Source organism: Larsenimonas rhizosphaerae, assembly GCF_023700005.1.
GTDB classification, from domain to species: Bacteria; Pseudomonadota; Gammaproteobacteria; order Pseudomonadales; family Halomonadaceae; genus Larsenimonas; species Larsenimonas rhizosphaerae.
Window position 1 is genome coordinate 27,467 of record NZ_JAMLJK010000002.1, and the last position, 12,668, is coordinate 40,134.

The following is a 12,668-nucleotide window of genomic DNA, read 5'->3' on the forward strand; positions in this document are numbered from 1 at the left end:
GCAATCTCCTCAGTGAGCTACGCCTGCGGCACCGTGTTCATCGACCAGCGCGCCTGAATTAAAGCGATCAATCGAAAACGGCGCGGCGATGGGGTGGGCTTCGTTTTTGGCAAGCGTGGCGGCAAAGACATGCCCGGAACCCGGGATGGCCTTGAATCCGCCGGTGCCCCAGCCACAGTTGAAGAACATGCCCTTGACCGGGGTTGCCGAGATGATCGGGCTGGCGTCCGGGCACGTATCCACAATGCCGCCCCACTGGCGGTTCATGCGGACACGGGAGAAGATCGGGAACATTTCCACGATGGCCTGCAGGGTGTGCTCGATGGTGGTATAGCTGCCGCGCTGACCGTAGCCGACGTAGCCGTCGATGCCGGCACCGATGACCAGGTCACCCTTGTCGGACTGGCTGACGTAGCCATGAACGTGGTTGGACATGACCACGGTATCCAGGATCGGCTTCAGCGGTTCGGATACCAGTGCCTGCAGCGGGTGTGATTCAAGCGGTAGCTTGAAGCCGGCCATCTTGGCCAGAACGCCCGAGTTCCCTGCCGCGACACAGCCAACGGTTTTGGCTTCGATGTCACCGCGATTGGTGTGCACGCCATGGACGCGACCATCACGAATCTTGAAGCCGGTCACTTCGGTATTCTGAAGCAGATCGACGCCCATCGAGTCGGCAGCACGCGCATAGCCCCAGGCAACGGCATCGTGACGTGCCACACCGGCGCGTGGCTGCCAGGAGGCACCCATGACCGGATAGCGGGCATTCTTCGAGCAGTCCAGAATCGGAACGATGTCCTGAACACCCTTGGCATCAAGCACTTCACCATCAATGCCGTTCAGACGGTTGGCGTTGACGCGACGCTGGATATCACGCATGTCCTGCAGGGTGTGCCCGAGGTTGAGCACACCGCGCTGGGAAAACATGACGTTATAGTTCAGGTCCTGTGAGAGGCCTTCCCACAGCTTCATCGAGTGCTCAAACAGGGCTGCAGCTTCGTCCCACAGGTAATTCGAGCGCACGATGGTGGTATTACGTGCGGTGTTACCGCCGCCCAGCCAGCCCTTCTCGATCACGGCCACGTTGGTGATGCCGTGTACCTTGGCCAGATAATAGGCAGTGGCAAGACCGTGACCACCCCCGCCAACGATGATGACATCGTACTGTTTCTTGGGGGTGGGGTTGCGCCATTGGCGCTCCCAGTTTTCATGGTGGCTCATCGCGTGTTTGACGAGCCCGAATCCAGAATAACGTTTCATGTTTTTCTCCGGAAGATACTGTCCGATCTCGATCGGCGTGGATCAGATGGCAGCGGCGTGTTCGCCGACTGCTGCAGTGTCTTTTTGGCCATAGACCGGGTAGCGGGAGCACAGTGTCGCCACCTTGTCACGTACCTGCGCTTCTACCTTGTCGGTGGATTCCTGGGTGGCCAGTACGTCGAGCAGATCACAGATCCAGCCTGCAAGTTCCCTGCAGTCATCTTCGCCAAACCCGCGTGAGGTAATGGCCGGAGTGCCGATACGAAGGCCGGAGGTCACAAACGGGCTCTGGGGGTCATTGGGCACGGTATTCTTGTTGACGGTAATGCAGGCACGGCCCAGTGCGGCGTCTGCATCCTTGCCGGTCACGCCCTGCTTGATCAGTGATACCAGAAACAGGTGATCTTCCGTACCGTTGGACACGACATCGTAGCCGCGCTCGATAAAGGTATTTGCCATCATGCTGGCATTGGTCAGTACCTGACGCTGATAGCTGACAAACTCCTGGCTCATCGCTTCCTTGAAGGCCACGGCCTTGGCGGCGATGACATGCATCAGGGGGCCGCCCTGCTGACCGGGGAAAACCGCGCCATTGAGTTTCTTGTACAGGTCGGCATCGCCATGTGCGGACAGGATCATGCCGCCACGAGGCCCGCGCAGGGTCTTGTGAGTCGTGGTGGTCACGACGTGGGCATGAGGCAGCGGGCTCGGGTAGAGGTCTGCTGCGACCAGACCGGCGATATGCGCCATATCGACCATCAGCCACGCACCAACGTTATCGGCAATGGTGCGGAACCGGCGCCAGTCGATCACACGGGAGTAGGCAGAGAAGCCGGCAATGATCATTTTGGGCTTGTGTTCGTTGGCCAGCTGCTCGACTTCGTCGTAATCGATTTCGCCGGTTTCGGTATTGATACCGTACTGAACTGCGTTGTAATGCTTGCCGGAGAAGTTGGGCGCGGCACCGTGAGTCAGGTGGCCACCATGGGCCAGGCTCATGCCCAGAATGGTGTCACCGGGTTTGACCAGTGCCATGAAGACGGCTGCGTTGGCCTGAGCACCAGAGTGTGGCTGTACGTTGGCGTAATCGGCGCCGAACAGGTCGCAGGCACGGTCGATGGCCAGCTGTTCGACCTTGTCAACGAACTCGCAGCCACCGTAGTAACGCTTGCCGGGATAACCTTCCGCGTACTTGTTGGTCAGCTGTGACCCTTGCGCCTGCATGACAGCACGGCTGGTGTAGTTTTCCGAGGCAATCAGCTCGATATGAGCTTCCTGACGCTCGACTTCTTCAGCGATGGCGGACGTGATCAGGGGATCGCAGATGTTCAGATCTTCATGGTTCATGGAGATAACCCGGCTTGGTGTCTTGTGGTTGTAAGCCCCTGTGAACCTGGTGGCTCATCTCAGGCCGCTCGGAGTGTCTGTCGCTCATCATTGGCCTTGTGTGAGGTGAAATGATTGAACGTTTGCGACAAATCTTTTGTAGAAAGCCTTCAATTCGCTTATATCGCTGATTTTTAAACGTATTTATTTTTGAATCTGGCGCAGAAGGACAGATGCGCCGACATGGCGGGAGGAATGGGCAACAGCACGTGGCAGGACGGAACCTACCGGGCGGTGTCATCACCGATATGAAGGAAGAAAGGGTCGACCAGCGGGGAGCGGGCGCTTTTGGGCAGCTTGCGTATTTCCGATGGGGACACGCCAAAGGCGTCACGGAAATGACGGGAAAAATGGGCTGTGTCCGAAAATCCGCAGCGGTCGCCGATATCGGTCACACTGGACTGTGTGTAGCTCAGCAACCAGTACCCATAACGAAGTCGCAGATCGCGGGCAAACTTCTGAGGACTGATGCCCAGCTGTTCCTTGAAGCGACGCTCCAGACTTCTTCGTGAGGTGCCAAGCCGTCCTGCCAGTTCATCCACGGTCAGAATCGTGCCCAGGTGTTGCTCGAACATGGAAATGGCACGCCGTACCATCGGGTCGGCTACCCGGTTGAATACCACTGGTTGAGGCTGCGGATGTGCACCTTCCCGCGGTTCATCAATCAGCATGATGTGCAGGCTTTTACGGGCCCAGGAGCGGCCAAGGTGACGCTCGACGAGATAGGAGGCCAGGTCGGCCGAGGCAATGCCGCCGGCGCAGGTCAGTCGATCGCCGTCATCAAGGTAAAGCCGGTCTGCTACCGGCTCGATGGCCGGGTAGCGAGAGGCTAGATCCCGGTGGTGGTACCAGCTGACGCAGCACCGGCGTCCCTCCATCAGCCCGGCCTGAATCAGGGAAAATACACCGGTACACACCCCGATCAGCGGCACCTGCCGGGTGGCAGCCAGACGCAGATAATCGAGGGCCTGCTGATCCTGCTGGTCGTCTTCGGACAACACGCCGCCGATGACCACGATGTAGTCAAAGCGCTCCGGCTCCGCCAGCGGCTCGCAGCCGGTCATGATGGCGCCATTGCTGGAGGTCACATCCTTGCCATCTGATGTCATGAAGCGCCATTTACAGTGTACCTGGCGGCTTCTGTCTCCATCGTCGGCTGCCAGCCTGAGGCAGTCCACGAATGCCGAAAACGGCAGCATGGTAAAGCGCTGGAGCAGCACAAATCCCACTGACAACGGAACTTTGGGTGAGGCGTAAACGTCTGGCGGCATGAAACAGGCTCCGGCCCATGAGCGAACATTCTTGTTTTTCTAGTGCGTATCCAGGGGGACAGGCCGTACCTGCGCCACCATGGTGCCCGAGACGGCACGGCAGGTACGCTGCCGGTTTGTCCGGTGTAGTTTAACCGGGATCGAAAACACCCGGCACCAGGACTTTACGGTGTTTTGCCTGCCTGGCGCTGACCTGGTTGTCCGGTATCAGTGCCGCGCCGAACCTGTCCCTGGTTTTTACTGCATGGCACAGGCAATGTCATATTCTGCGGTACCTTTGTTCGGGGTGCTTTCCCCATTACGCCGTCGGATGTATGTATCAGCGCCCAACCCCATGATTCTCAAGGAAGTGTCCGTGTCACGCCATCTTTATATTGCCAACAGAAACTACTCCTCCTGGTCCATGCGTCCCTGGGTATTGATGCACGCACTGGATATCCCCTTCAACGAGATCATGGTTCCGTTTGTTCATGGGGATCGGCAGCCACAGTTTGATGCCTTCTCGCCTACCGGAAAGGTGCCTTGCCTGGTGGACGGTGAGGTAACCGTCTGGGACTCGCTGGCCATCTGTGAATACCTCGCCGAAGGCACCCCGGGTGTCTGGCCGGAGGCGCCAACAGCCCGGGCCTTTGCTCGCTGTGCGGCGGCCGAAATGCACTCCGGCTTTCCGGCGCTGCGTAACGAGTGTTCGATGAACTGCAGTCTGACCATTGACATGGGCACTCCCGGCGACGCGCTGGAGCAGGACCTCAAGCGACTCGAGTCACTCTGGTGCGAGGGCCTGGACCGGTTTGGCGGCCCCTGGCTTGCCGGAGAAGCCTTTACTGCGGCAGATGCGTTCTATGCGCCGGTGGCGGTGCGTCTCAAGGGATACCAGCTGCATCTGGGAGAGCAGGCGATGGCGTATGCCGCTCGATTGCTTGAGCATCCTTCGGTCGCTGTCTGGATCGCCGAGGGCATAGCTGAACCTGATCGCGAAATGTCTCATGAAAACGATTGTATACGTGACCGGTGCGTGGTCGAGGATGCCCGGATTGCCTCGCCGCTGACTTGAACATTGGTCCAGGTGTATGTAGTCAAAGCTCACCGATTTACGCAGATAGTCTCATTTCAGTGCCGGTGAATAACCGGCACTATATCCATTATTGGAACCGTTCCCATTAATTTTCTCAGGGAAATCCGCGAGGAGTATATCGTCCATGCCCCGACCACCTGCGCGTCCACGCTTGACCATTCTGGATGTCGCCCGGGACGCCGGCGTTTCCAAAACCAGCGTGTCGCGTTATTTCGGACCGGAACGGTCGTTGCTGTCCGAATCGATGCGGACTCGCATCGAGGCCTCCATCTCCCGGCTGGGCTTTTACCCCGACCGGATTGCCAGCAGCCTGCGTGGTCGACGCACCGGACTGATCGGCATGCTGGTCGCCGACATGCGCAACCCGTTTACCGTGGCCATGATTCATGGTGCCGAACAGGCCTGCCGGGCTCGCGGATACTCGCTGGTGGTGTGCAATACCGACAGTGATGATCTGCTCGAACAGCGTCACCTCGACGTGCTTCAGGGCTATAACGTGGAAGGCCTGGTCGTCAATACGCGAGGACACAGCGTGGCGCCACTGGTGGCCCGGTTCGAAGCCGGTCTGCCGATGGTGATGGTGGATCGCCACCTGCCCGGGCTTGCCTGTGACATGGTGGGACTGGACAACGCGCAGGCCATGCATCTGGCGATGACGCACCTGGCGGAGCAGGGATATCGAAAGGTACTGATGGTAACGCCGCCGATACCGGGCATCAGCTCACGCGAGGAGCGTACAGCCTGCTTTGAATCGGAAGCACTGCTGTCAGGGCTTGAGAGTGAGTTGTTCGAAGTGGACCTGGACAACGAACCGGCACGACTCGGCGAGCGTCTGGCCGGCTGGCTGGATGAGGCTCCGGCCTGCCGAGGCGCGATTCTGACCGGTAATGGCGTGGTCAACCTGGCGGTCTGCCAGGCGCTGCATCAGCTGATGCCCGCGCCGCTTGAGCGAACCGGCCTTCTGGGCATTGATGAGCTGGAATGGTGTGCACTGGTCGGCCCGGGGATCTCCACGGTTGAACAGCCGGTGGGGGCCATGGGCGAGGAAGCCATCATACGGCTTCTTACCCGTATAGAGGGTGATGCCGAAGCGCCCGTACACCGTACGTTCGAGGCCACGCTGAATGTGCGTGGCAGTACCGCACGGGTGGACTAGGCGGTCACCTCGCCCCGCTTTGGGAACGTTACCAAAGACTGAGAATGATGGTTTGTAACTACAAGGAAATATCGATGGGTCCCGTATTTGTCTGCACGTCTGCGTTTGGAAGCGATACCGTTCGCCGGCTGGGGCAGCCGGCCGTGCTGAGCTGGATTGCAGACGCCGGCGCGGCCGGTGTTGAGATCAGGGAGGAACTGCTGGGCGGCACGGATGCCGAGCTTGAAAAGCTGGCAGCACTGGCCATTGATCGCCACCTGCTGGTGGTTTATTCCGCCGCGGCGCCCCTGTTTGATCAGTCCGGCACGCTGGATATGCCCGCGCTGCGGCGCGCCGCTGACCGAGCGCTCAAATGCGGAGCCGGCCGATTGAAATGCGGGCTGGGTCATCTGCCCGCTGCAGGTGTCGAGGCCGGTGCAGATGCACTGGCACGCTGGCTGTCAAGCTCCACCATGCCGCTGACGATCGAAAATGATCAAACCCGGGATGGGGCCAATCCGGCGCGTCACGAGGCGCTTCACAAGGCGCTGGCCGAACGGCTGCCCATGGATCGCCGGCCCGGGGCAACACTGGATCTTGGCAACGGGCACTGGACCGACCATGACATCGCCGGGAGCGTGACCCGAATGGCGCCCTGGATCGATTACGTGCATTGCAAGGCTGCAGTGTTTCGCAATGGTGGCTGGGAGGCCTGCGTCCCGAATGTCGTAACGCGAGCGCACTGGTCATCGCTCTGGAAAACCCTGCCGGAGACGTTGCCCCGTGCCATCGAGTTTCCTGTGCCGGCCGAGGATGTCATCACTCTGGCGCACTGGATTGAAACGTTGAACGAGTTACCCAAGGAGCACTGTGCATGAGCATGTCCCTTCCTTCCTGTGATGTGATCGCCTTTGGCGAAACCATGGCCATGATGGTGGCCGAGACCGAAGGGTCTCTGGCTTCGGTCATGCGCTTTCACAAGCGCATCGCCGGCGCTGACAGCAATGTCGCCATCGGGCTTGCCCGGCTAGGGCTGGATGTCAGCTGGGTCAGCCGGGTAGGACAGGACAGTCTGGGACAATTCATCATTGATGCGCTGGCGGCTGAGGGAATCGACGTATCCCGGGTTCAGGTAGACCCGCGTTACCCGACCGGTTTTCAGTTCAAGTCCCGACGTGACGATGGCGGTGACCCGGAAGTCGAGTACTTCCGTCGCGGCTCAGCCGCCAGCCACATGGCCCCGAACGACCTGCCGGACGACCTGATCGCGAGTGCCCGTCACCTGCACTGCACCGGGATTCCGCCAGCCCTGGGGGCCTCGGTTCACGACCTGACGCGCCACGCCATGGCGACCATGCGTGCACGTGGCGGGTCCATTTCCTTTGATCCCAACCTGAGGCCGGGCCTGTGGCCGGATACTGACACCATGCGGCGCGCCATCAATGCGCTGGCCTTCGATGCAGACTGGGTGCTGCCGGGCCTGGCGGAAGGTGAAATCCTGACCGGCGAAACCACCGCCGAGGGCATCGCGGCATTTTATCTGGAGCAGGGCGTCAAGGAGGTGGTGATCAAGCTCGGGCCGGAAGGCGCCTGGTATCAGAGCGCCACTGAGGCATTCATGGTTCCCGGCGTCAGGGTCGACCGGGTAATCGATACCGTGGGCGCCGGTGACGGCTTTGCCACAGGCTATATCAGCGCTCGGCTGGATGGCGAGTCGCCCCGCGCCTGCCTGCAGCGTGCCAATCAGATCGGCGCGCTGGCGGTACAGACCCGGGGTGACATGGAAGGCCTGCCCACCCGAACCGAACTTGAGCGGGCGCTGGCGGCCCATCGCCCCGTATAGGATCACTCACCCATCGTCGGAAGGTCCGGCAAAAGGAGCATCACGATGAGACATCTGCCCGTTCGGCGCTGGTGGTATTTGATGCCGATAGTATTCATCACCTACTCACTGGCCTATGTAGACCGTGCCAACTACGGATTTGCCGTGGCGGGTGGCATGGCTGATGACCTGAACATCACGCCGGCGGTGTCCTCGCTGCTGGGGTCACTGTTTTTTCTCGGCTACTTCTTTTGTCAGGTACCCGGGGCGATTTATGCGGAAAAGCGCAGCGCCAAGGTACTGATCTTCTGGTGCCTGATTGCCTGGAGTGCGCTGGCGACGCTCACTGGCATCATTCCGAACGTCAATGCGCTGATCGTTATTCGCTTCCTGCTGGGCGTGACCGAGGCGGCCGTCATGCCGGCGATGCTGGTGTATCTGAGTCACTGGTTTACCCGGGCCGAGCGGTCACGAGCCAATACCTTCCTGATCATGGGCAACCCGGTCACCATTCTTTGGATGTCAGTGCTGTCAGGGTACCTGATCGAGCACACCGACTGGCGCTGGATGTTCATCATTGAAGGGGTGCCCGGGCTGATCTGGGCCGTTTTCTGGTGGTTCCTGGTGGTCGACAAGCCGGAACAGGCCACCTGGCTCAATGATGATGAAAAGACCGCCATTCGTCAGTCGCTGGCTGAGGAGCAGCGCGATCTGAAGCCGGTCAAGAATTACATGAGTGCCTTCAAGACGCCGCAGGTACTGCTGCTGTGCCTGCAATACTTCTGCTGGAGTATCGGTGTCTACGGCTTTGTCCTGTGGCTGCCGTCGATGCTGTCGAAGGCTGGCAGCCTGGATATCGTTTCCACCGGCTGGTTGTCCTCTGCGCCATATCTGGCGGCAGTCATCGGCATGCTGCTGGTCTCATGGGGGTCCGATAAATACCTGAATCGACGACACTTTGTCTGGCCACCGTTGTGTGTCGCGGGGCTGGCGTTCATGGGCTCCTGGATCCTTGGTGCCGATCATTTCTGGTGGTCTTATGCGCTGTTGATCGTGGCCGGCTTTGGTCTTTATGCGCCCTATGGTCCGTTTTTTGCCATCATTCCCGAGCTGCTGCCAAGCAACGTGGCGGGCGGGGCCATGGCACTGGTCAACTCCTGTGGCGCGCTGGGCGGATTTCTGGGTGCCTATGGTGTGGGTTATCTGAACGGCATGACCGGCAGCTCCTCGGCGTCCTATATTGCCATGGGGTCTGCACTTCTAGTCTCGGCGGCACTGATACTGTGCGTCAGGCCTGCCACGGAAAAGGCACCCAGGGGCGAAGCCGTCGCGGCAGCGGCGTCTCGCTGAACCACCACCTTCTTGCATGCTTGTTCAGAGTCAGGGGAATGTTATGTCAGATAAAAAAACCGTCATCGTGTACCAGCGTCCGCTCAAGCCCGATCTGATGGCGCGGCTGGAGCAGGCCTGCCACGTGCTGGACTTCACCGGCCGGTCGAATCTGACCCGGGACGAGGAGTTTCTGGCTGCTCTGCCAAAGGCCCACGGGCTGCTGGGCGCCAGTGTCAGGCTGGACAGGGCCCTGCTTGAGCGTGCCGAGCACCTTGAAGTGGTGTCGAGCGTGTCGGTCGGGGTGGATAATTACGATATCGACTATCTGTCCAGTCGCGGGATTGTGCTGTGCCACACTCCGGATGTGCTGACCGAGACCACCGCGGATACCGCCTTCCTGCTGGTACTGGCCACGGCGCGGCGCGCCGTTGAACTTGCCACCATGGTCAAGAATGGCGAGTGGAACGCAAGCCTTGATGAGCCTCAATTCGGCGTTGATGTGCATCACAAGACACTGGGGATCGTCGGTATGGGGCGGATCGGTCAGGCCATTGCCCGTCGGGCGAAATTCGGCTTCGAGATGACCGTCAATTACCACAACCGATCACGCCATGAGACGGTCGAGAAGGATATTGGTGTCGAGTGGAAGCCCCTTGATGAGCTGCTGGCCACGTCCGACATCATCTGTGTCACCGTGCCGCTGTCTGAGCAGACCCGGCACATGTTCGGCCAGCCTCAGTTCGAAGCGATGGGCCCGGATGCTCTTTTCATCAATATTGCCCGAGGTGGTGTCGTCGATGAGGCCGCACTGATCACGGCGCTGGAGCAGGGCACGATTCGTGCCGCAGGGCTTGATGTGTTCGAGGTCGAGCCGTTGCCGGCAACGTCGCCACTGACCCGGCTCGATAATGCCGTAACCCTGCCCCACATCGGCTCTGCCACGCATGAGACCCGTTATGCCATGGCCGAGCTTGCCGTGCAGAACATGGTGGCCGGCCTCAAGGGTGATCGGCCACCGAAACCCTTCAACTGGGACGCTTTGGCATCCAGCTAAGCCTTTGCACGTTCACGCCGGCAAACTGGCGTGAACGTCTGTCATGTCCTGCCGTCCGGTCGAGTTGCCTGTTTGTTCATTTCCGCGGGTGATTTGCCCAGTATCAGCAGGGCTGCCACGGCAATGGCCGCGCCGAGAGCCATGATTACCGCCACGCCTTGCAGTCCCAGGCCCATGGTGAAAAGCACCCCCACCACGATCGGTGACAGCGCGGCTCCGCCCCGTCCAACACCAATGGCAAAGCCGGTGCCGGAAGCTCGGTGCGCGGTAGGAAAGCGCTGGGCAAACAGGGCATACAGGCCCACCACGCCGGCATTGGTGCAAAACCCGGTAAGGCCGGCCACCAGAGACATGTGTGCCAGCGAATTGGCGCCCTGACCGAACCAGATCACCGTGACGACCGACAGGCATAGTGCGGCCATGGTGATCTGGCGTATTGGCAGGTACCGGCCCAGAAGCCCCAGCAGGATGCCGCCCGAGGCACCGCCGATATTGGCCCAGATGAGCACTCCAGCAGCATGGGCGGGCGTAAATCCCATGCCTACGACAATTTCCGGTATCCATTTCAGCAGAAAATAAAAGGTGGCGATGTGCATGAAGTAGGCCAGCGTCAGCATCAGTGTGGTGCGGAGCATGGCCGGGTTGAAAATGGCCAGCGGCGATGTCTCGTCATGGTCGGTAGACACCTCCGGCAGCCGGTCCACGGTCGGGTGTCCCAAACGCCTCAGTTCACGGTTGACCTTCTCCAGTGCATGGGCCGGCCGTCGCTGGCACAGATAGGGCACGGTTTCCTTGAGCAGAATGAAGGTCAGCGGAATCATCAGTGCCGTCATGCCGGCACCGAAGAAAAAGACCGCCCGCCAGTCAAACAGCCGCAGTAACTGGGCGGCGATGGTGCCACCGACAATAGCCCCCAGCGGATAACCGATCGCCATCAGCGATACGCACAGATTGCGGCTCTTGCGGTTGGCATACTCGGCTGCCGTGGCATTGATCGAGGCGAGCATTCCGCCGATTCCGATGCCGGTGAGTACCCGCCACATGCCCAGTTCGATCACACTGCCGGCCGTGGCCGACAGCAGCATGCCCACGGTCATCAGCATCAGGCAGCCAAGGTTGGCCGGTCGGCGCCCGAAGCGGTCTGTCAGGCCGCCCAGCATGATGGATCCCAGCGACATGCCGATCAGTTCCATTGCCAGCACCACTCCGAGCTCGGCCCGGTTGATGTTCCACTCGGCCACGATACCGGGAGCAGCGAAGCTGATGGCCAGCACATCGAAGCCATCAAGTGCATTCAGGGCGACGGTGATGGCCACGGCCAGGATCTGTGCCCGCCCCATGGGCGCATCATCGAGCAGGGTACGTGGGTCGGTATGCGTGGTCTGATCTGACGTCATGGGTGATCTCTCATTGTTATTGTGATCCGGTGGGTAGTAGTACCGAGTACCGAGTACCGAGTACCGAGTGCCGCGTCACGTTCACGGGTGACGAATCAGTGTGCTGCCTCTCATGGCTTCGAGACTTGCCGGATGTTCGAGGGCGTTGTCCAGATTGCGCCGTGCGATATGTGCGTGCTCACGGGCGATCTGTTCAGCACGGGCACCGTCTCCTCTGGAAAGGGCATCCACCATGCAGCGGTGCTGGTCGTTGGCGATGAACAGAAGGCGGTGTGCCGGGGCCGAGTGGGCGTAGCCCATGACAAAGGCATCAGGCGATGCAAAGGGCAGGTGTGCGATGCGCGTCAGCGCTTCGCTCAGTGCGGTGTTGTCGGCAAGGGCAAGCAGACGCCGGTGAAACTCGCTGTTGAGTTCCATATAGCGGCTCAGGGCATCTTCTCCGAGATGGGGCTGTGTCACGATGTCATCGATGTGCTCGACAATCTGATGCAGCGGCTCAAGCTGCTGCGCCGAGGGCATTGCCTCTGCCACCTGGCGTGCGGCCAGACCCTCAAGCGTGCCGCGAATCTCGATGGTCTGCCTGATATAGGCCGGTGAAAAGCCACGTACCGCATAGCCGCCGCGGTCGGCTCCCTCGACAAGCCCTTCGTGCTCAAGATGAACCAGTGCTTCCCGAAGCGGGGTGCGCGACACATTCAGGCGCGCGGCCAGTGTGGCTTCCCACAGGCGCTCGCCGGCCGGCAGGGTGCCATCGAGTATCCAGCTTCGAAGTGTCAGCAGAGCTGTCAGTGACTGGCGCATGAATGCCCCCCGGGAAGGAGTACCGCGTGGGACGGCGGGCAGGTTGTATGCCGAAGGGACACCACCGCAGCGCAGATATTCAGAGAATGGCTGTGGGAAAGCATGCGTCACCTCTTACAGTGAGGGCGTGGAACA

General features: G+C 60.3%; 11 protein-coding genes. 6 read left to right on the plus strand and 5 right to left on the minus strand.

The features are described 5' to 3' along the window. Positions 1-9: 9 nt before the first annotated feature. From NAT21_RS10115 to NAT21_RS10125, 3 genes are all read right to left on the minus strand, one after another. Positions 10-1,260, minus strand: a complete 1,251-nt coding sequence (locus NAT21_RS10115) for a sarcosine oxidase subunit beta family protein (protein WP_250938139.1) — start codon at positions 1,258-1,260, stop codon at positions 10-12. Between the two features lie 42 nt (positions 1,261-1,302). Next, entirely contained in the window at positions 1,303-2,607 is a 1,305-nt protein-coding gene (gene glyA, locus NAT21_RS10120) for a serine hydroxymethyltransferase (RefSeq protein WP_250938140.1), read from the minus strand. Positions 2,608-2,870: 263 nt separating this feature from the next. Next, the gene (locus NAT21_RS10125; protein WP_250938141.1) at positions 2,871-3,917 is read right to left on the minus strand and encodes a GlxA family transcriptional regulator; all 1,047 of its coding nucleotides are present in this window, start codon (positions 3,915-3,917) and stop codon (positions 2,871-2,873) included. 355 nt (positions 3,918-4,272) lie between these two features. On the opposite strand from NAT21_RS10125, the gene NAT21_RS10130 reads away from it, so the two are divergent. From NAT21_RS10130 to NAT21_RS10155, 6 genes are all read left to right on the plus strand, one after another. After that, entirely contained in the window at positions 4,273-4,971 is a 699-nt protein-coding gene (locus NAT21_RS10130) for a glutathione S-transferase N-terminal domain-containing protein (RefSeq protein ID WP_250938142.1), read from the plus strand. Between the two features lie 145 nt (positions 4,972-5,116). Further along, on the plus strand, positions 5,117-6,148 hold the full coding sequence (locus NAT21_RS10135; protein WP_250938143.1) for a LacI family DNA-binding transcriptional regulator: 1,032 nt from the start codon (positions 5,117-5,119) through the stop codon (positions 6,146-6,148). 74 nt (positions 6,149-6,222) lie between these two features. Next, positions 6,223-7,005: a sugar phosphate isomerase/epimerase family protein gene (locus tag NAT21_RS10140; RefSeq protein WP_250938144.1), complete on the plus strand. Its 783-nt coding sequence runs from the start codon at positions 6,223-6,225 to the stop codon at positions 7,003-7,005. Then, on the plus strand, positions 7,002-7,970 hold the full coding sequence (locus tag NAT21_RS10145; RefSeq protein WP_322974133.1) for a sugar kinase: 969 nt from the start codon (positions 7,002-7,004) through the stop codon (positions 7,968-7,970). Before NAT21_RS10140 ends, NAT21_RS10145 begins: the two co-directional genes overlap by 4 nt. Positions 7,971-8,015: 45 nt before the next feature. Next, positions 8,016-9,299, plus strand: a complete 1,284-nt coding sequence (locus tag NAT21_RS10150; RefSeq protein ID WP_250938145.1) for an MFS transporter — start codon at positions 8,016-8,018, stop codon at positions 9,297-9,299. 43 nt (positions 9,300-9,342) lie between these two features. After that, the gene (locus NAT21_RS10155; RefSeq protein WP_250938146.1) at positions 9,343-10,335 is read left to right on the plus strand and encodes a 2-hydroxyacid dehydrogenase; all 993 of its coding nucleotides are present in this window, start codon (positions 9,343-9,345) and stop codon (positions 10,333-10,335) included. Between the two features lie 41 nt (positions 10,336-10,376). On the opposite strand, the gene NAT21_RS10160 is transcribed toward NAT21_RS10155, so the two are convergent. Together NAT21_RS10160 and NAT21_RS10165 are read right to left on the minus strand one after the other, a co-directional pair. After that, complete coding sequence (locus tag NAT21_RS10160) at positions 10,377-11,732, minus strand: MFS transporter (protein WP_250938147.1); 1,356 nt, start codon at positions 11,730-11,732, stop codon at positions 10,377-10,379. Between the two features lie 81 nt (positions 11,733-11,813). Next, positions 11,814-12,533 carry a GntR family transcriptional regulator gene (locus tag NAT21_RS10165; protein WP_250938148.1) on the minus strand — a complete coding sequence of 240 codons (720 nt, stop codon included), beginning with the start codon at positions 12,531-12,533 and terminating at the stop codon, positions 11,814-11,816. Positions 12,534-12,668: the final 135 nt, after the last annotated feature.